The organism is Bradyrhizobium sp. USDA 327, from assembly GCF_041262065.1.
GTDB lineage: Bacteria > Pseudomonadota > Alphaproteobacteria > Rhizobiales > Xanthobacteraceae > Bradyrhizobium > Bradyrhizobium liaoningense.
The window spans coordinates 596,441-614,765 of the sequence record NZ_JBGCCW010000001.1; the positions used below are offsets into that span (position 1 = coordinate 596,441).

Annotated in this window: 16 protein-coding genes and 4 pseudogenes; 10 read left to right on the forward strand and 10 right to left on the reverse strand. The window is 58.9% G+C overall.

Annotated features, from left to right (window positions below; translation table 11 throughout):
* Positions 1-61: 61 nt before the first annotated feature.
* From ABIA42_RS02545 to ABIA42_RS02560, 4 genes and pseudogenes are all read left to right on the forward strand, one after another.
* Positions 62-1,612: a hypothetical protein gene (locus ABIA42_RS02545; protein ID WP_026312707.1), complete on the forward strand. Its 1,551-nt coding sequence runs from the start codon at positions 62-64 to the stop codon at positions 1,610-1,612.
* Entirely contained in the window at positions 1,609-2,511 is a 903-nt protein-coding gene (locus ABIA42_RS02550; RefSeq protein WP_011084944.1) for a hypothetical protein, read from the forward strand. Before ABIA42_RS02545 ends, ABIA42_RS02550 begins: the two co-directional genes overlap by 4 nt.
* A 103-nt stretch (positions 2,512-2,614) precedes the next feature.
* Positions 2,615-2,901 (forward strand): annotated as a pseudogene (locus ABIA42_RS02555) (DDE-type integrase/transposase/recombinase); the annotation flags it as partial.
* A 751-nt stretch (positions 2,902-3,652) separates the two neighbouring features.
* Complete coding sequence (locus ABIA42_RS02560; RefSeq protein ID WP_018647449.1) at positions 3,653-4,189, forward strand: helix-turn-helix domain-containing protein; 537 nt, start codon at positions 3,653-3,655, stop codon at positions 4,187-4,189.
* Positions 4,190-4,851: 662 nt separating this feature from the next.
* Here the strand turns inward: ABIA42_RS02560 and ABIA42_RS02565 are convergent.
* From ABIA42_RS02565 to ABIA42_RS02575, 3 genes are all read right to left on the reverse strand, one after another.
* The gene (locus tag ABIA42_RS02565) at positions 4,852-5,457 is read right to left on the reverse strand and encodes a hypothetical protein (protein ID WP_131234258.1); all 606 of its coding nucleotides are present in this window, start codon (positions 5,455-5,457) and stop codon (positions 4,852-4,854) included.
* A 566-nt stretch (positions 5,458-6,023) separates the two neighbouring features.
* Entirely contained in the window at positions 6,024-6,320 is a 297-nt protein-coding gene (locus ABIA42_RS02570) for a hypothetical protein (RefSeq protein WP_014497723.1), read from the reverse strand.
* 84 nt (positions 6,321-6,404) lie between these two features.
* A protein-coding gene (locus tag ABIA42_RS02575) for an IS3 family transposase (RefSeq protein WP_095424349.1) occupies positions 6,405-7,591 on the reverse strand; the annotation gives its coding sequence in 2 pieces (ribosomal slippage) (positions 6,405-7,339 and positions 7,339-7,591; 1,188 coding nt in all).
* 454 nt (positions 7,592-8,045) lie between these two features.
* Here ABIA42_RS02575 and ABIA42_RS02580 point away from each other — a divergent pair.
* Complete coding sequence (locus ABIA42_RS02580) at positions 8,046-8,588, forward strand: hypothetical protein (RefSeq protein ID WP_018647455.1); 543 nt, start codon at positions 8,046-8,048, stop codon at positions 8,586-8,588.
* 22 nt (positions 8,589-8,610) lie between these two features.
* On the opposite strand, the gene ABIA42_RS02585 is transcribed toward ABIA42_RS02580, so the two are convergent.
* Together ABIA42_RS02585 and ABIA42_RS02590 are read right to left on the reverse strand one after the other, a co-directional pair.
* A complete protein-coding gene (locus tag ABIA42_RS02585; RefSeq protein WP_224516920.1) occupies positions 8,611-9,651 on the reverse strand; it encodes an IS4 family transposase in 1,041 nt (346 codons plus the stop codon).
* Positions 9,652-9,872: 221 nt separating this feature from the next.
* A pseudogene (locus ABIA42_RS02590) lies at positions 9,873-10,046 on the reverse strand (transposase DNA-binding-containing protein); the annotation flags it as partial.
* A gap of 132 nt (positions 10,047-10,178) precedes the next feature.
* On the opposite strand from ABIA42_RS02590, the pseudogene ABIA42_RS02595 reads away from it, so the two are divergent.
* The 3 genes and pseudogenes from ABIA42_RS02595 to ABIA42_RS02605 form a co-directional block, all read left to right on the forward strand.
* Positions 10,179-10,513, forward strand: a pseudogene (locus tag ABIA42_RS02595) (transposase); the annotation flags it as partial.
* 277 nt (positions 10,514-10,790) lie between these two features.
* Entirely contained in the window at positions 10,791-11,945 is a 1,155-nt protein-coding gene (locus ABIA42_RS02600; protein ID WP_370115694.1) for an acyltransferase family protein, read from the forward strand.
* A 145-nt stretch (positions 11,946-12,090) separates the two neighbouring features.
* Positions 12,091-12,315: a hypothetical protein gene (locus ABIA42_RS02605; RefSeq protein ID WP_018647460.1), complete on the forward strand. Its 225-nt coding sequence runs from the start codon at positions 12,091-12,093 to the stop codon at positions 12,313-12,315.
* Positions 12,316-12,396: 81 nt separating this feature from the next.
* Here the strand turns inward: ABIA42_RS02605 and ABIA42_RS02610 are convergent.
* Both ABIA42_RS02610 and ABIA42_RS02615 read right to left on the reverse strand, forming a co-directional pair.
* Positions 12,397-12,746 (reverse strand): annotated as a pseudogene (locus ABIA42_RS02610) (SOS response-associated peptidase family protein); the annotation flags it as partial.
* Between the two features lie 31 nt (positions 12,747-12,777).
* Positions 12,778-13,965 (reverse strand): IS256 family transposase, encoded by a 1,188-nt coding sequence (locus tag ABIA42_RS02615; RefSeq protein WP_174719465.1) that lies wholly within the window; start codon positions 13,963-13,965, stop codon positions 12,778-12,780.
* Positions 13,966-15,009: 1,044 nt separating this feature from the next.
* Between ABIA42_RS02615 and ABIA42_RS02620 the strand changes: the two genes are divergently transcribed.
* Positions 15,010-15,770 (forward strand): IS5 family transposase gene (locus ABIA42_RS02620; RefSeq protein WP_110115998.1). Its coding sequence is split into 2 segments (ribosomal slippage): positions 15,010-15,349 and positions 15,349-15,770, totalling 762 coding nucleotides; the frame shifts between segments, so codons are not numbered across the junction.
* Between the two features lie 52 nt (positions 15,771-15,822).
* Positions 15,823-16,125 (forward strand): hypothetical protein, encoded by a 303-nt coding sequence (locus ABIA42_RS02625; RefSeq protein ID WP_014497718.1) that lies wholly within the window; start codon positions 15,823-15,825, stop codon positions 16,123-16,125.
* Positions 16,126-16,303: 178 nt separating this feature from the next.
* Here ABIA42_RS02625 and ABIA42_RS02630 read toward each other — a convergent pair whose 3' ends face one another.
* The 3 genes from ABIA42_RS02630 to ABIA42_RS02640 all read right to left on the reverse strand — a co-directional run bounded on the left by ABIA42_RS02630 (position 16,304) and on the right by ABIA42_RS02640 (position 18,324).
* Positions 16,304-16,510 carry a hypothetical protein gene (locus ABIA42_RS02630; protein WP_158516561.1) on the reverse strand — a complete coding sequence of 69 codons (207 nt, stop codon included), beginning with the start codon at positions 16,508-16,510 and terminating at the stop codon, positions 16,304-16,306.
* Positions 16,511-16,551: 41 nt separating this feature from the next.
* Positions 16,552-16,755, reverse strand: a complete 204-nt coding sequence (locus ABIA42_RS02635) for a hypothetical protein (protein ID WP_014497717.1) — start codon at positions 16,753-16,755, stop codon at positions 16,552-16,554.
* A 672-nt stretch (positions 16,756-17,427) separates the two neighbouring features.
* Positions 17,428-18,324, reverse strand: a complete 897-nt coding sequence (locus tag ABIA42_RS02640; RefSeq protein ID WP_011084956.1) for a LysR substrate-binding domain-containing protein — start codon at positions 18,322-18,324, stop codon at positions 17,428-17,430.
* Position 18,325: the final 1 nt, after the last annotated feature.

Here is an 18,325-nt window from a genome sequence, read left to right on the forward strand (position 1 = left end):
GCGGCGCCGATCGCAGCGGTTGCCCGCCGCGGCGCACGTTTCTGCAAACGGAACATCCCGCGTGAACGCGCTGTCCGAACATATCCTTTCCGAATTGCGCCGCCTGCTGAGCGAAATGAGCGATGGCGGCAGCGTCGGTCCGTCCGTCTACGACACGGCGCAGGCGCTGCGCTTCCACGGCAACGTCACCGGTCGGCAGGACGCATACGCGTGGCTCATCGCGCAGCAACAGGCCGACGGCGGATGGGGAAGCGCGGACTTCCCGCTGTTCCGCCATGCGCCCACGTGGGCGGCGTTACTGGCATTGCAGCGTGCCGATCCTCTTCCCGGAGCTGCGGACGCAGTCCAGACTGCAACGAGGTTCCTCCAGCGCCAGCCCGATCCCTACGCACATGCGGTGCCAGAAGACGCGCCGATCGGCGCGGAGCTGATCCTGCCGCAGTTTTGCGGTGAGGCCGCATCCTTGCTGGGTGGCGTAGCGTTTCCGCGCCATCCTGCGCTGTTGCCATTGCGGCAAGCGTGCCTGGTCAAGCTGGGGGCGGTGGCGATGTTGCCGAGCGGCCATCCGTTGCTACACTCCTGGGAAGCCTGGGGGACGTCGCCGACCACCGCATGCCCGGATGACGACGGCAGCATCGGCATCAGTCCGGCGGCCACCGCCGCGTGGCGTGCCCAGGCCGTGACACGGGGGAGCACGCCGCAGGTCGGGCGCGCCGATGCGTATCTGCAGATGGCATCGCGGGCGACGCGCAGCGGCATCGAAGGTGTCTTTCCCAACGTCTGGCCGATCAATGTGTTCGAGCCATGCTGGTCGCTGTACACCCTGCATCTGGCCGGGCTTTTCGCGCATCCCGCGCTCGCGGAGGCGGTTCGCGTGATCGTCGCGCAGCTCGACGCCCGTCTGGGCGTGCACGGTCTGGGCCCGGCCTTGCACTTCGCGGCTGATGCGGACGACACCGCCGTTGCGTTGTGCGTCCTGCACCTTGCAGGCCGTGACCCGGCGGTCGATGCGTTGCGCCATTTCGAAATCGGCGAGCTGTTCGTCACCTTCCCCGGCGAACGCAATGCCTCGGTGTCGACCAACATTCATGCCCTGCATGCGTTGCGACTGTTGGGAAAGCCCGCCGCGGGCGCCAGCGCGTACGTCGAGGCCAATCGCAACCCGCACGGTCTATGGGACAACGAAAAATGGCACGTTTCGTGGCTGTATCCCACCGCGCATGCGGTCGCTGCGCTGGCGCAAGGCAAGCCCCAGTGGCGAGATGAGCGCGCGCTGGCGGCGCTGCTGCAGGCGCAGCGCGACGACGGTGGCTGGGGCGCGGGTCGCGGGTCCACGTTCGAGGAAACCGCCTATGCGCTGTTTGCGTTGCACGTGATGGATGGGAGCGAAGAGGCGACAGGGCGCCGGCGCATCGCGCAGGTGGTGGCGCGTGCGCTGGAGTGGATGCTCGCCCGCCATGCGGCGCATGGATTGCCGCAGACGCCGCTGTGGATCGGCAAGGAACTGTATTGCCCCACTCGGGTCGTGCGCGTGGCCGAACTCGCCGGGTTGTGGCTGGCGCTTCGTTGGGGGCGGCGCGTCCTGGCCGAGGGGGCAGGAGCGGCGCCATGATCCAGACTGAACGCGCGGTGCAGCAGGTGCTGGAGTGGGGACGTTCCCTGACCGGATTCGCCGACGAGCATGCCGTGGAAGCGGTCAGGGGCGGCCAGTACATCCTGCAGCGCATCCACCCGAGCCTGCGCGGCACCAGCGCCCGCACCGGTCGCGATCCGCAGGACGAAACGCTGATAGTGACGTTCTATCGCGAACTGGCGCTGCTGTTCTGGCTCGACGATTGCAACGACCTTGGCCTGATCTCGCCGGAACAGCTCGCCGCGGTGGAGCAAGCGCTGGGGCAGGGCGTGCCGTGCGCGCTCCCCGGATTCGAGGGTTGCGCTGTGCTGCGCGCTTCGCTGGCCACGCTCGCCTACGATCGTCGCGATTATGCTCAGCTTCTCGACGATACCCGGTGCTACTCCGCGGCGCTGCGCGCCGGACACGCGCAGGCGGTAGCGGCGGAACGCTGGTCCTACGCTGAGTACCTGCACAACGGCATCGATTCGATCGCCTACGCGAACGTGTTCTGTTGCCTGTCCTTGCTGTGGGGGCTGGATATGGCGACCTTGCGCGCGCGTCCGGCGTTTCGCCAGGTCCTGCGGCTCATCTCCGCGATAGGGCGTCTGCAGAACGATCTGCATGGATGCGACAAGGACAGGTCGGCCGGCGAGGCCGACAACGCGGTGATCTTGCTGCTGCAGCGCTATCCAGCTATGCCTGTGGTGGAGTTCCTCAACGACGAGCTGGCCGGCCATACGCGCATGCTGCACCGGGTGATGGCGGAAGAACGCTTTCCCGCGCCGTGGGGACCATTGATCGAGGCCATGGCGGCCATCCGCGTGCAGTACTACCGGACCTCGACCAGCCGCTACCGCAGCGACGCTGTGAGGGGAGGCCAGCGCGCGCCGGCCTGAACGCGCAGGAGGCGGCGGCGTGCGCGCGCTGCCGTCGGCCCGATCCGACGCAACGCCGCCGCCCGATGGAGCGAGCATGAGCGACACCGCCCTGAGACTGCACGTCCACGACCAGTTCGCCAACGGCCGGCGCTTCCGCATTCTCAACATCGTCGACGACGTCACTAAGGAATACCTGGGCGCCATTCCGGAGACGTCAATCCGGGGCGGCGGGTGGCCCGCGAACTGAAGGAAATCGTTGAGCGACGCGGCAAGCCAGGAATGATCGCGTCCGACCATGGCACCGAGTTCACCTGCAACGCCATGCTGGCCTGGAGCAAGGACACGGTCATCGACTGGCACTTCATCGCGCCGGGAAAGCCGATGCAGAACGGCTTCATCGAGAGATTCATGTATAGACGGCCGCGCGGATGCAAGGGATTTCAGCAGCAATTTGGATATCGGTCGGGTGCGTTCATGTATACGGCCTATCATTGCGACCGATAGCATGGCCGCTCGCCCTGATGGAGATCGCGGATCGAGGCCTCATCAACGGGTCGCGCTTGTTGCGCTTAAAACTCTTCTGTCAATCGGCCCTTTAATTGCGGATTATTGTCAACTCTCTTTTTTTGAAGCCATTCGGCAAGACGGTAGCGCTCGACCTCCCCGTCGGCCCGATTCGGCGCGCGCCAATTGTGCACACAATCGGCGAGAAATGGGGGAGCGTGCTACGACCTGTTCACAGCCCTTTCTGTCGCGGGCCATGTCGCGCCGAGCAGCCGGGAGTTGTTGGCAATCGCTGGAATTATCGGGTAATTTTGCGCAACAGGCGCAACACGATGTCGACGAACAAATGCGGACTAAGTTATTGAAATAATTGGTGATCCCAGCAGAACAAGCACATCAGCCGGTATCAATGGCTTAGATTGGCAAACCGCCCGTTCGGGCAAGATTGATCCGCAAGCGCTTTTTCGCGCACTGGCAATCAAAAGCCGCCGGATGGTGGGCCAAAAATGCGAAGGGCCGCCTCGGCTAAGGCAGCCCCAGATCGCAATCAAAAGTCCAGTAGCCTGGAATTTAGCACCCAGTCTCCCGAGCCGCAATCCGGAACCGCCATGCAAGCTGCCTTCGCCGCTGCCCTGGCGCGGAAGATGGTGCGGCCGTGAGTGCAATTCTCGACAAGGACCGGACCCGGCGAAAGCTCCATCTGTTAACGCGCGCAAATGGCGATCTACGCATTACCGATCAAGACTTCCGGGTGCTTTGGTATATCGCCGATGCGATCGATCACGAGACCGATCTAGCCCGCCGCAAGCAGGCCACCATCGCTAAAGATCTTGGGAAGAAGGGCGTCCGCGGCGTGCAGTTGAGCCTCGGACGGTTAGCCGAGTTCGGCTACCTCAAGTTCGAGGTCAAGGAAGGCGGGACCTACGTCAATGCCTATCGCCTTCTTCTCGAAGAGGCGAATGTGGGTTCGCCTTCTTCTGACCAGAAGGCGAACAATGGTGAGCCTTTGGATGACCAGAAGGCGAACGTCGGTGCGCTTTCTGCCGGTGCAGTCCCCAAAAAGGCGAACGAGCGTGACGAAAAAGGCGAACCGTCATTCGTACATGATCCCTTATCTGTCCCTGAAGTAGCTGCAGCCGCGCGCGATGACTACGAATTCTATGCGGCGGGGGCGATGCATTGCACTAACTAACCCCCATGCGGCTCGTAGTACGCCCGCATCGCCTTCAGATGCTCTGCCTGCTGGCGGGAGTAGTGCCGGATCGAACGAAGCTCACCGACCATCTGACCGAATGCGAACAGGATGACAGCTGGGATCGAGAAGCACACCGCAGCCAGGAATACTCCCAAGTGGAATAGTAGGTCTGAACCTATGGTCGGTGGTGCTGGAGTGCGAAGCGCGCCAACAAAGACGAGCCACACGACAAACAAATAGACCCCCGAAACAACCTTCAAAAATGTAGCCACCGGTGCCCCCCTTGGCGGCGATCATTCAATCGCAACCAAAGCGCGAGCGCAAGCCGTAGCGCACTAGATCTCGCTTTCCGCAGCAACGGACTTGCGATATGACGGGCGATGCCGCGGAACACAAACCGTACCCTGCCGAATTCGGCAGATCTCTGTTGGTTGCCAAAGACGAGCTATTTGCTGGTCGCCGGATAGTCGTTGCCCTGTCAGCAGGGCCTCGCCTCAGTGGCCGGAAAGGGGTCATCCTTGGACCGGGAGCGACTGCCACCCAAGTCAAGGTGCTCCTAGACGGTGCCAAGGGCTATGTGACCCTGCATGTACCTCGATCTTCTGGAGGATCGTCCCAGGTAGCGCACCGAGGCCGTCGGCTGCCCGCGTTCTGCGCGATTAAGCTGTCTGATGGGCTTTCATGTACGGTCCGAAAAGGCGTGGAGCTTCTTCGTAGAACTTGGTTATCGCCATGAACTCGTCTCCGCGCTTTTTGACCCATGTCGGACGCTCCGGATCGATGAGATTTTGCATCATCGAGTTGGCGAGGTTTAGGTTGATTAGATGCAGACGGATCTTTTCCAGGTATTTCTGAACGTCCTCGCCGAAGAAATAGGGCACGCGATCGATCGCTCGTCCGTACCGAAAGAATAGCTCGTCAGGAGCGGTGCCGCTACGGCATGCCTCACCGACTATCCCTCTAATCTCCTCGAAAATGGCGAGCCGCTTATCAAAGAGATCAAGCACTATCTTTTCGTTCGATGTTTTCCAATTTCGTTCTGCGATATCCGCTTGAACCTTGGCGACCGCGATTTGGCTCTGACCAAGCCGGTAGGCAATCCAGCCAGCAGTAATTGCAGCGAAGACCGTTGCGGCCGGGCCGGCGAAGTCTTTGAAGCGTGCAGGATCGCCCACCAGTAGGCCTACTATCAACCAGAAGGCAGTAGCCACTAGTGCCCCGAGCGCGACTTCAGAGACGCCTTTATGCTTCATCGTCGTGCTCAAGATAGCCCTCGATAAGGCGATCCAGGTCAATCTTTCTAATCGACGCCGCGATCAATCGGTCCACCTTCATATCTATTGGGGCTTTCCACAGAACTCAATCAGATAATTGATTAGAGCTCCCCCAACTCCTGCGGTCTGAAGGTTAGGACGGGTCGAAGCAAATGCGCGAACATTGTCTGCGAGCTGGACGTTTGTCATTTTGCTCTTCGAAATGCAATTGATAATGCGTGCCTGCCTTGGCATCTTGCTCGTCAGAGGCAACGCTAATCAGCGCGTCGTAGAAACCGGCCATGTAGGCAGCGCGGATCTGCGCAGGTAACGACTCCCATCGGAAGTAAGTGAAGTAAACGGCATTCGCAGGCGCGGTGATCACAAGCGGAGCCGCTACCAATATGATTCTAATCAAATCTGCCTCGTGATGCCGTGGATTAACAACTGATCGCCGTTGCGTCGCCCCGACTCGGGCGAAGATCATCCGCCCAGCAGACGTGCGCCTCAGTTTTCGCGGGGGTGGATCGGATAGTTGGGTCAAGCTCCGGTGCAGCACTCGTTCACAAACTCTGAGGCTAGCCCACCGTTACGGCATCCGCAGCAAGCAGGTCATCGATCAGCTCGGCAAAGCCCTCTCGTACAAGAAAGCGCCGGCTAAATGCCAGGCGCTGATGGTAGGGAATTAGATATCGATCGAAGCGGTCAGATTGAAGTTGGCGTGCCTCGCGCGCCAGCTCGTCCGTTTCAGGTAGGCCTTGTTCCTTGATTGCGACCAGGAGGTCCTTAAGGTCGGCCGCAGATGTTTTTTCGACAAAGACGGCAAAGTTTTCGATCGAAGCCTTTGCGCCCTCTCGACGTAAAGCCAGCACCATTGTCTGAGCGAGGCGTGCACCTGACCAAGGAAATACAATGACGTCCTGACCGTATTGCAGAAAGCGTGACCTGCCACTGCATTTTCATCCAGCGGCAGTTAGAGTCTTGAGGTTTTGTACGCCAAGTGGCGCGGATGGAGCAACGGACGATCGGCGGAGCTGGTCGGGGTTGCGCAGCCGATCGTCCGTTGCGGTGAGGTGGGCGGCGTAGGCCGCGGGGGGCAGGTATTTCAGCGACGAGTGGGGACGCTGGAGATTGTAGTCGGCGACCCAGTTGGCGATCTTGGTGCGGGCGTCATCGAGATCGAAGAACAGGGTCTCGTTGAGTAGCTCATCGCGCATCCGGCCATTGAAGCTCTCGACGAAGCCGTTCTGCATCGGCTTTCCCGGCGCAATGAAGTGCCAATCGATGGCTGCGTCCTTGCACCAAGCGAGCATGGCGTTGCAGGTGAATTCGGTGCCATGGTCGGACACGATCATTCCTGGCTTGCCGCGTCGCTGGACGATTGCCGTCAGTTCGCGGGCCACGCGCCGCCCCGAGATCGACGTCTCCGGAATGGCGCCCAGGCATTCCTTGGTGACGTCGTCGACGATGTTGAGGATGCGGAAGCGTCGGCCATTGGCGAACTGGTCGTGGACGAAATCCAGCGACCAGCGCGCGTTCGGCCTCGCCTCGACCAGGATCGGGGCCCGGGTCCCCACCGCCTTGCGGCGAGCCCGCCGCTTGCGGACGGTGAGCCCTTCCTCGCGGTAAAGCCGGTAGATCCGGTTGATCCCCGATGGCTCGCCCTCCCGCCGCAGCAAGACGAACAACCGGCGATAGCCGAAACGCCGCCGCTCGTTGGCGAGATCGCGCAATCGGCCACGCAGAACTGCCTCCGGCGGGCGGCTGGAGCGATAGCGGATCATCTTCCGATCCGCCCCCACAATCGAGCAGGCCCGCCGTTCCGACAGGCTCATGACGGCCTGCAGATGCGCGATCGCAGCGCGCTTGGCGGCGGGCCCTACCATTTTTTTGAAAGGAGCTCGCGAAGTGCGGCCGCATCGAGCATCTGCTCGGCCAGAAGCTTCTTCAGCTTCCCGTTCTCCTCCTCCAGGGCCCTCAGCCGCTTCGCCTCGGAAACGTCCATGCCGCCGAATTTGGCCTTCCAATTGTAGATCGTCGCCTCGGAAACACCGTGCTTGCGAGCCAGGTCGGCTGTCTTCGCCCCAGCCTCATGCTCCTTCAATACCGCGATAATCTGCTCTTCCGTGAACCTTGCTCGCTTCATCTGTCCGTCCTTCTTCGGGCCGGACTCTAACTCCTTCTGGAGGAAATACGCAGTGGCAGGTCAAGCGGTGCCTATCGAGATGGTAGTCGCGGTAGGCTTTGCGCCCTTCCTTGATCATAGCTGCTGTTGCCTCATTCACATCGAGGCCTTTCGAGGAATGACCGTCGTAGATCGATTTCATACGCGCAGCAACCAAGCCGCTTGGCGCTTGGGCTGTACCGCCATAACGGGGCGCGCCAGCAGATGAGGCTTTGGTGACCGTCAACCTGCGGCCGGAATCGTTCACGTTCAGAACGCGCCAGCGCCCGCCAGATTCGACGCGACCATAAAGATTTCTGCACCAGGCTTTTCCAGCACCGAGAACTGGGCGATGGTTTGCAGAGGCGCAACGCTGATCATGCATGGACCAGAAAGCGAATTTGCGGCTAAGGCCGCGTCTTAACAGGGCGACGTCATGATCCCCACACCCTATAATTTTGAGCCAGCCCTCACGGATGCTGAGTACGCCAAGCTCGGCGTCCTGGCTTTGCGCTGGTCCCACATCGAGCACATCCTGGGAAATTGCCTGAAAGTCATTCTTCGCCTCACCGATGATGAAGCAGTAATAGTCGTTTTCACCCTGAGTGCAGACCAGCGGGCGGAAAAGATTCACCAGCTGTCGAAGCTTTCCGAATTACCGGCCCCAGCGCAGAAGGCTTTCGATGAACTAAGGCCAATACTAAAAGGCATCCACTACGTCAGAAATAACGTCGTTCACTCTATCGCTGGGGAGTATGAAGGCGACGACTTCGTCTTTCACCTTCGCTCGAAAAAGCGATCTCTGACCAAAGCCCAGGTATTCAGCACTGAAGAACTAACGAATTATGCCGCACACCTCGTCATCGCCTTCCGCTATGGCTTGGGTTTCAAGGATGGCGCCCCACCGACTGAGTATGCGTGTCCCACGCGCCCTGAGATGCCCGAGTTCCTTCGCTCGATTATCCATTTCAAGCCGTAGACCATTAGCAAGCTAACTCCTTTCAATTACCCATAGTTGTTGCCTCGATTGCGGCTCCAAGTTCGATGTCGTTCAGCCGCGAGAGTCCGCGCCAGATCACGGTACTTCCTGGAGGCGGATCGTTGGCTCGGGCCAAGTATCCTCCGAGCCGCGCGATCTTGACGACATAGTACGAGAGCGTGCTTCGTCGAGAGCAATTACCACCCCGGTCTTTCACCAAATGATCAAGAAGCTTGATTTCGGGATCCGTCAGCGCCGTTTGCGGTATGGCATTCGGCGAGGAGCGATTGAGCATCGTCATCCAGAACACGCGCCAACTCACAATGCAGAAGACCGCGATCAGATTGACCAGACGCTCAGCAGTTCGCAATTTTGAGTCCTCTGCTTTGCAGCCCGATTTGAGGATCTTATGGAAGACTTCGATCTTCCACCTCAACGCGTACCATTCGATCTTCTCGATGGCGTCCGTGCGCGATTGGACCGGGAGATCGGTGAGGAGCTTCCACTCGATTTTCTTTCGCCGCTTCGGCCTTCCCCGCTCTTGAGCATGGATCACGGTCAGAGTGAGTGCGGGATATTTCGTCTGTTTGCCGATCGGCGGCAGGACGCGTATCTTGCGATACCTGATCTCAAGAACGGCGTCGTCGGGATCGCCTTTGTCGTCCTTGACCTTGATCCGATGCAGACCCTTGATCGTAACCTCGTCCATTTCGTCGGCAATTGTATGATTGCCGTCCCCGGCAAGCCGATCAACACAGGTTCGCACCAGGAAATGCGTTCCAACCTCCTCGGCCAGGCAAAACAGCTCATAGATGTCGCTCTCGCGATCACCAATATGAACGCATCGTCCAGGGGCAGCAAGAAGGTCGGTCGATTGCCGTAAATTCTCGAGCCAGCGGATGCTCTCCTTCTGCTCGATCGGCACCCGTGTGTCGGATTGATCCTTCGCTTCAGCGCCGTCGTCCCCTTGAACTTCTTGCGGGTCCAGAACTTGATTGCCGACAGTCCTAGCGGAAGCCCCTCGGTCGTCACGGCGAGACTCGAATGCATCAGGATGCCGCACTGCGTGCGTCCTGCCGTCTTGCCCGTAAAGCCGATCAGATCCGGCTTCTCGCGCTTGAGGCTGAATTCCGTCGTGTCATGGAGGACGAGGATCGGTCCCTCCCTCGCCGCTACGCGCTCGCGCGTCGCCTCGAAATGACCGCCAAGAATATCCGCCTCGTCGACCCGCTCGTTGGAGAAGAATCGATAGGCGGCCTTCGTGTTGGCCCAATCCTGACAAACCAACGGGATGCTTTGACCCATGTCGCTCCCGATTTGTGCGAGCAATTTGCAGAACCGGCGACCAAGCCGCTCATCCTTAAACTCGCATCCCGCAACTTCCCGATCAACCCACGTCTCGATACCGGTCGTCAATCGCTGAGCACGCGCCACCGCGCGTTCCTTCACCAAGCCCATCGAGCACCCCGCACTTCCGAATCAGGTGCTCAACAACGAATCACAACAGATTCTACTGATTCAAGATTTCGGCCGCGGCGCCCCGCTCAAATCCGACGTCAAGTGTGGGTAATTGAAAGATCTCTTTGCCGCTTACAATGCGCGCGCGGCCGAGCCGAGAATCTGATCAAGCTGCATATGACGCAGCTCGCCTCCGACCGCACCAGCTGCCGTTCGGCGCTCGCCAACCAGGTCCGTCTCGCGCTCCATACGGCCGCTTATTGGCTGATGCTGACCGTGCGCGAGGCGATTCCCAAAGTCCGGGAATTGGCCGCTGCCGAGTTCGCGACGCTGCGTCTTCGTCTCTTGAAAATCGCTGCCCGTGTGGTCGAGACCACGAGCCGCATTCGCCTTGCGTTTGCCGCGGCATGTCCCGAGCCGACCTGATCCGCCGTTTGCCAGGCGCGCTGCTGCCGCTCGGTCCTTGACCGGCGGGGCGTCCGCCCCCCGTTCACCCACCCCATCCCTCAAGCGCGTTGCAAAGTACGGGTCGTCAGGCGGTGAAAAGCCGAAGGCAATCCTGTGCGCCTCGCCAGACAAGATGTGCGGCCGCATCAATCGGGCCCAAAAGCCGCCCTCTGACGAATAGGCCGGGCTAGCAGTTGACGGTGCTCAGACCGTGTAGCGGCACACGGTATATGCATGTATATGCATGTATATGTAAAGAAATGCGACAGATGCGTTAATAGAATTGCAGAATCCTACATGTCGAACGCGATGCTCAAATCCAGCTGCGCCTCCCCGAATTTACCGCCCCCCAACGCCTTTCCCGAAGACCCCGGGTCGCTGGCTGCCAAAGAGGTCGCGCGACTGAGCATTCTTGACGGCATGCGGGGAATTGCTGCCATCTGTGTCGCCGTTTTACATTTTTATGAACCCTTTCAGTTCGGTCCTCAGAACCGGATTCCTCACGGTTATCTCGCTGTAGATTTTTTCTTTTGCTTGTCAGGGTATGTAATGGCATTTGCCTACGACCCTTCTCGCGTAGAATTGTCACCCACAGAACTTATTAAAAGGCGTCTGATACGACTGCATCCGCTCGTCGTAATTGGCTCCTTGTTGGGCTTCGTTGTGGTTGTAATCGGACGATTCTATGCGCCTATGGCTGCCGCGTTATTCAATTTTAGTGTCACGGAGTTTTTTATTCTCCTCACCTGCAGCGTACTTCTGTTGCCGCACTTATTTGTCCACGATCCCAGCTTTCCTATTTTTCCTTTTGTCGCTCCCGCCTGGTCATTGCTTTGCGAGTATGTGGCGAGCCTAACGTTTGCTCTTTGTCTGCGCCAACTATCGCTTCGATGGTTGCTAGCGATGCTCGCCTTCGCCGCGGTTGCAACGGCATACACGTGCTACGATTTCGGAAGCCTAAACGGCGGTTTCGACCGCAGAACCTTCTGGATTGGCTTTGTACGGGTAGGTTTTTCATTTATCGCGGGCGTTGTTGCTTGCCGTATTGGCAGGCAACCGCTGTTGCCAGGGGCAGCATATTACCTTCCGCTTATCATGCTTGCGACCTTTTTTTGGCCCTTCCTTTGGAAGCCCTACGATTTCCTGATCGTCACAATCGTATATCCGCTCCTTGTTTGGCTGGGCGCTAATGCAATCGGGAGTCCGTCGATCAACCGTTTTAGCGAGTTTATCGGAGATCTTTCATATCCGCTTTATATGACCCACTACGTTCCACTCATGCTATTGTTCGGCGGAACTTCGGCAGGTTGGGTTGCGCAGATCCATGCAGCGCTAGCGGTACCAAGCATGACTCTAGTTGCAATCGCTTTTAGCTTTCTTGTTAAGCGATATATCGACGAACCGATCCGTGCCACTTTGCGTCACAGATCATTTGAGCACCTCAAAGGCTAATGCAGGCACTGCCGCAGGTATGCACGGATGTGCTTATCCTGTTCTGCTCTCAGAAGCGCTTTCGCCCCCTCTGGCCTTCCAGCTTCAGGGTAATTAGCTAGGTATGAGATGTGGGTAATTGAAAGAGCTAACTCAGGCAGACCACATGTTTCCCATTCACAATATCTTCCCGAAAGAGATGGCGATAATCGGCCGCACCCTGCTGAATTACGGCGAGCTTGAACTCGACCTGATGAATTGCATCCAGGTCGTCCGCCAATACGACATGAACTCCATCTTGAAGGCGTTTCAGGATTCGGGGAGAGAAGAGCCGCATTCAGATCGCGGACGCTCTGGGCCGCGTACCCGAGCAGACACACATGCGACCTAGACGGGACGTCAGCGTCTCAGTCGCATTCCCGCGAGCGCTCCGGCAAAAAGTACATTCAACTGGTGCCCGTGCAAATGCAGCCTACGCAGCGATCTTGTCTTCCTTGTCTGCGCCGCGCATGACGATCCTCAGGGCGTCGTTGGGCAGCGGGCGCTGCAGCGCCTTTGCCTCATCCCAGGGAGTGTGCATCCAGATGTCGCGCTCCTCCTCGGTGGTCAGGATCACGGGCATTGCTTTCGGATGGATCGGCTCGACGACCGCATTGGGTGACGTCGTCAGGAAGCCGTAGACAAGGTGGGGCCGGGGATCGGCTTCGACTTGGTGCCGCGGTCGCCTCTGAACTCGGTCCAGATGCCGCCGAAGCAGAACAGCGGCCGGCTCTCCTCGAGCGCGAACCAAACCACATCTTTCTTCTTCGTCTCGGGATTTGGCGGTACTGTCCAGAATCTTTCGCACTTTTGATCAGGCGACGGCTCCGGTTTCAGAGAGTTGTGGCTGATAGAGCGGTCGCATGTTCATGTAGCATTTGGTCGACCACGCCGTTCCGGCAATGTGCCGCAGCCGGGCCGCCGCCAAATTGAGACAGGATTGACCGTCGGGGAAGGCGCCGACGACACGGGTTCGTCGCCGGATCTCCTTCATGATGCGCTCGAGCGGATTGTTCGTTCGAATCTTCCGCCAATGGATGTCAGGAAAGGCATAGTAGGCGAGCGTCTCGTGAACCGCCTGCTCGACGAGATCAGCAGCTTTGGCCATACGGCTTGCCCGCAGATCCGCGATGACGGTCCTGGCTTTCTCGTCGGCCGCGGCGCGGCTCTCCTGGGCATGAATGGCCTTGAGCATGTGGCTCACCTCGTGGACCCGGGTCGACGGCACGTGGCTGAAGACATTGCGATAAAAATGCACCATGCAGCGTTGATAGCGGGCCTCCGGCAGATAATCCGCAACGCTTTCGACAAGACCTCGGCACGCATCGGAAACCACCAACTGCACGCCCCTGAGACCGCGATCGACGAGATGCCGCAGAAACGAGGACCAGCCGGATTTGTCCTCCTTGGCGCCCTCACAGATGCCGAGGATCTCCCGGAACCCCTCAGCATTGACCGCCGAGGCCACTAGCAGCGACACGTTGCGAACCTCACCAGCCCAGCTGCGCTTCATCACGATGCCGTCGAGGTAGAGATACGGATGCTCGCCTTCGATCCTGCGATTCCGCCGCGCCTCGATCTTGGTATAGATCTTCTTGTTCAGGTTCGACACTGTGCTCGGGCTGACCCGGGTGCCCCACAGCGCCTCCGTGATGTCTTCGACCCGCCGAACCGAAATCCCGGCCAGATACATCTCGATCAGCGCCTCCTCGACCGAGCTCTCCCGCCTCCAGTAGCGCTCGATAATCGCCGTCTCGAAGGTTTGCCGACGTAGCTTCGGAACCTTCAGATTGACGTCGCCCGCCTTGGTCTGCAGCGTTCGCTCGTAGCTGCCTGCCCGCGTGTCCTGCCGGGCCGGGCTGCGCTCATAACGCCCAGCACCGCACAGCTGGTCCGCTTCGGCCTCCAGCATGGCGTTCAGTGTCTCTTCCACCGTCCCGCGGACCATCTCGCCCAGGTGATCTCGAATCCGGGCCTCATCAATTTGGATCACCTGACCCATGGCATTCCCATCGTTCATTCAAAGCTCCTTCATTCTAGAGGAAGCCGTCAATCCTGAAAGTGCGAAAGACTCTGTACGTTACCGAATGCAAAGCAGTTTTGAGATGGCGTGCAATCTTTTGACAAACATTTACGGGGCAATGCAATGAGTTCGAAAAACATCAGAATTTCATCGACATCGGTGACCAGACAGGAATGGCGTGCTGTCGACGCAGTCGTTAACACCAAGGGCAGAGATGCAACATCGTTTCATGCCGAACCGAGTGCCGCAGTAGTTACCGAACGCAGATTAGCAAGTCTGGGGCCTTCACAAAAATTACCGTCTCAATCGAGCCGGCCAATGTGTCGACGCGACAAGCGATCCGCCGGCTGAATGATGAACTGGAGGGGCGAGTCTCACCTTCGGATACGTTCGCATCCAAAACTGCATCCTGATCCGCGCTCATGCTTGGCCCATGCACTTTGCATATGAGACAACGGCGTTCTCGAGCACGGAGTTGATGCAAGGGGACGTTCTGCGAAGGACGCTAGAGCTGGATGCTCTACTGGAGGCAGTTCATCCTCATTTTTTCCACCATCCGAAGAACTTATTCTTCATCGTGCTAACGCAAAGTTGCGACCTAGTACCTCGCGGGCCAGCGGGCGGATGCAAGGCACCGTACATTGCCATTGCACCGGTGCGCAGTCTCGAATTGGTCGTAGAACGACAGGTCGGTCAATTCCAGGCTCCTGCTGTGAAATCCGATCTCCCTATCGTTGGACTTCGGGCGAGAAATAAGATCTCGGAGTTTATGGGCCGGCTTTTGAATTACAACGAGCCTGGCTATTTCTTTCTGGATTCCGAGGGCACAGATCTCAGGTAGACTGCATAGCGTTTCTCAAACTTTCCATCGCTGTGAAGGCCGATCTCCACCTAGCAACCTGCGTTGCGGCGAAGATCTTGCAATTGACAGACACGTTTCAGGCAAAACTTGGTTGGCTAGGGTCTGTACCTAAATAGCGCCACGTGATTCTCTTGCCTACGTGTTGATTCGGGGGCGAGAGAATGCGCGCTGGTTTGTTTTGGCTGAACGACAGGCAATGGGCGCGTATCGAACCGCATCTGCCGAGGGGACTGACGGGGCCGGATCGGGACGACGACCGACGCATCGTCAGCGGCATCATTCACATGCTGCAATCGGGTGCACGATGGCGTGATTGTCCACGTGAATACGGCCCTTACACGACGATCTACAATCGCTTCAATCGCTGGGCCAAGCGAGGACGATGGTGCGCAATCTTCGAAGCGCTGGCCAAGCCTGGCGAAGACGGCGTCGTACTGTCGCTCGACTCGACCTCGATTAAAGCTCACCGGTGTGCCTCCGGCGGAAAAGGGGGGAGCACAATCAAGCAATCGGCCGCTCGCGCGGAGGCCGCACGACAAAAATCCATGCGCTGAGCGATCCGCTCTGCCGGCCGGTCGTCCTGCATCTGACTCCAGGCCAGGATGCCGATATCGCTGCGGCTCCCGATGTCCTGGCGCTCGCGCCACCCATGAGCGTGCTCCTCGCCGACAAAGGGTATGATGGCGACAAGCTTCGCGGCGAAATCATTCGTCGTGGCGCCAAGCCCGTAATCCCCAATAAATCTAACCGTGTCGTCATCCATCGCTTCAACAAACGCGCCTACAAAGGACGAAATGTCATCGAACGCTGCTTTTGCAGGCTCAAGGACTTCCGGCGCATCGCCACGCGATATGACAAGCTCGCCCGTAATTTTTTGGCCGCTGTTCATCTCGCCGCTCTCGTCGCATATTGGCTCAATTGAGTCTGGACCCTAGTTGGCCAAATGTATTCGCCCGTCGGAACGCAGGATATGGATGCTGACAAAGCGACAAAAAATTGCGGACTCTCAGAAGAGCGTTGCTCTGTGGTTCGATGACTCAAAAATCAAAGCGGTTGAATCAAGGTTCGCCGAACTCCGTCAGTTGGATCCCAATAAGAGTATGTCAGAGGCTGAAATTGCGGCGATGATCCGCGCCGTCCCATCCGTCCGAAAAGAGGTGATGACCCGAGCGACGGAAATCATCAAAGATACGCTTGGCGAGAACCAACAGGGAGCGGCTCGACGCTTAAGTTCAAGATTAGCGAGCGACGCTGCGCTAAAGAAGCTTTTGCGGTAGATGTCACATGTCGCGGTGACGTGACAGTCGAGCGAGCAACCAGTAGCTGGATTTCGCCGCGCAGGGCATGATCACGATCACGGATTGGTCACCTCACGCTTCGTTCGGCTCCTAGGACGCAAAGCGTCTGTGGACCCATCACGACTACTGACTTCGTAAAGTCACATAGGCGACCGACCTAGAATACTGAACCTTGTGCGCTGGTGCTGATGGCGATGACATCGCCACGGCGGCAGATCTTCGCGACGGCGGCGATGTCGCCGTCCGAAGCTCCACCCTGAAAGAGTATTTGCGCAGAAGATCGACAATAGGCCGACGGCTCAGGAGCGGCTTTGGGCGCGGCCGGAGCAGGCGCCTGACCATAAGCCGAACCCACGAGGGCCATGCAAAGCGCCGCAGGCCAATGTCTCAGCATGATCTCCGTACCTACTTCTTCGTGCCGTAGGGGCTTTGGTTCGTCGGAGCCAGTGAGATTCCTTCCTCAGATGCTTTGTTGTAGATCGCGTTTTCGGTTCGGCCCAACTTCAGGCCGATCACTCGCGTCGGTGTGTTGCCCTTCACAAGTTGTTTGAGTTGGCTCACTTCGCCTGACGTCGACTGCTTGCCGCTATTCCGGGTCGACTTCGCCATTGCGCGCTTCCTCTTATTGGTGGGTGCCGTAACGGTTCCCGGTGTTTGAATTCACATAGGTCCCGCCGCGGTGCAACGATCCCGAGCCGCCTGAAAAGCTGCCGCCGTGGCTTGAGGTGTGGTGTCCGCCGCCATAGCTGACACGGCCCCCGTGACCTCCTCCGCGAGCATCGGCCGGTCCAATTATTCCGATTGCCAAAAAAAGCCCGGCAACGAGCGTTGCTGCCCTCATATTGTTCCCCCTCAAAAACGTCTCTTGTAAATTCGCTCCTCTATCCAACTGCAACCGATGCGGGAGCGCAAGCCGTAGTGCACCGATGACACTTTCTCCACTGGTGTGTGGATGTGAGACTTTGGACCTAGGGAAAAATACGGGTAAGGGGCGACCTTAAAGGTGCAGACCGATGATAAACCGGATGGCAAAGAAGGCGCCCCCGGCGACCACGGCAGTGGCGCTAATCGCGAACACTACTCTCCAACCCTCGTCCATTGTGCCTCGCGATAAAACGACCCCCGCGGGGGCAACGCGGAGGCCGCTGTTGGGGCGCTCCAAGGCAGGGGGTCCTGAAGCGATACGGCAACGTGCACGCGGTCGGAGGGGTTCCTATGAAGGGCAGATCCTCAAAACGCGGTGGATTTCCGCATCAGCTTCAGGAATATCTCGATGAGGTCTCACTGCGAGGAGCGAACATCTCCGCCGCCGAGTTGGGCCACCACCCAATCCGCAAAAGCTCGTACCGACGATCTTTGTCGGCTTGCGCGCGGGTAGATCAAGCGGTGACCGACGTAGCGGATATCGTTGGCGCGTCCGGCCAATGGAGCGACCAAGCGCCCGCACGCCAGTTCGCGTTCGGCCAGAAGCGTTGATTCCAAGGCCACGCCCAATCCCTCTGCAGCCGTCGCGATCGCAAGAAAGCTTCGGTCGAATCTCATGCCGTGAAGCGCAGGTGCTTCTAACCCATTCGCGGTGAACCATTGATGCCACTGCACCCGCTTCACGTCGGAGCGGATGAGCGTCTGATCGAGGAGATCGGCAGGCTTCCTGATCGATTTTGCGAGCGAGGGCGAGCAGAGCGGCGTGACCGTCTCCTCCGGCAGAGGGACAATTTCGACGCCCTCCGCGCGTGGCGGACCGTAGACGATGTCGATATCGAAATCATCGTTGCTGAAGCGCGCATAGTCCGTGCTTGCAGCCAGCCGAACCTCGAGCTTCGGGTAAGCAGCGAGAAACTGTGCAAGCCGTGGTGCCAGCCATTGCGCAGCAAAGCTGGGCGCGGAATGGACGCGCACCAATTGTGGTCCGCGCGCGGCAACTTCCTCTAGGCCACGGCGGAGCTGATCGAATGCCGCTCCCGTGTGACGCATCAGGTTCTCGCCGGCCGGCGTAAGTCGCACGGATCGTGCGCTGCGCTCGAACAAAGCGGTCCGAAGGGTGCCCTCCAGCTTGCGGATGGCATGACTAACGGCACTCGGTGTCAGGTGAAGCTCATTCGCCGCATCGCGAAACGATCCGGTGCGGGCAGCCGCTTCAAAGGCACGAATTGCCGATATGGGGATATTCGACAGCATC

Excerpts from the sequence above, each read along its gene's own strand:
- ABIA42_RS02625 (WP_014497718.1), top strand. The coding sequence starts at position 15,823 with ATGCTGACAAAGCGACAAAAAATTGCGGACTCTCAGAAGAGCGTTGCT.
- ABIA42_RS02550 (WP_011084944.1), top strand. The coding sequence starts at position 1,609 with ATGATCCAGACTGAACGCGCGGTGCAGCAGGTGCTGGAGTGGGGACGT.
- ABIA42_RS02600 (WP_370115694.1), top strand. The coding sequence starts at position 10,791 with ATGTCGAACGCGATGCTCAAATCCAGCTGCGCCTCCCCGAATTTACCG.
- ABIA42_RS02570 (WP_014497723.1), bottom strand. The coding sequence starts at position 6,320 with ATGGTGCTGGCTTTACGTCGAGAGGGCGCAAAGGCTTCGATCGAAAAC.
- ABIA42_RS02615 (WP_174719465.1), bottom strand. The coding sequence starts at position 13,965 with ATGGGTCAGGTGATCCAAATTGATGAGGCCCGGATTCGAGATCACCTG.
- ABIA42_RS02580 (WP_018647455.1), top strand. The coding sequence starts at position 8,046 with ATGATCCCCACACCCTATAATTTTGAGCCAGCCCTCACGGATGCTGAG.
- ABIA42_RS02630 (WP_158516561.1), bottom strand. The coding sequence starts at position 16,510 with ATGGCCCTCGTGGGTTCGGCTTATGGTCAGGCGCCTGCTCCGGCCGCG.
- ABIA42_RS02640 (WP_011084956.1), bottom strand. The coding sequence starts at position 18,324 with ATGCTGTCGAATATCCCCATATCGGCAATTCGTGCCTTTGAAGCGGCT.
- ABIA42_RS02605 (WP_018647460.1), top strand. The coding sequence starts at position 12,091 with ATGTTTCCCATTCACAATATCTTCCCGAAAGAGATGGCGATAATCGGC.
- ABIA42_RS02635 (WP_014497717.1), bottom strand. The coding sequence starts at position 16,755 with ATGGCGAAGTCGACCCGGAATAGCGGCAAGCAGTCGACGTCAGGCGAA.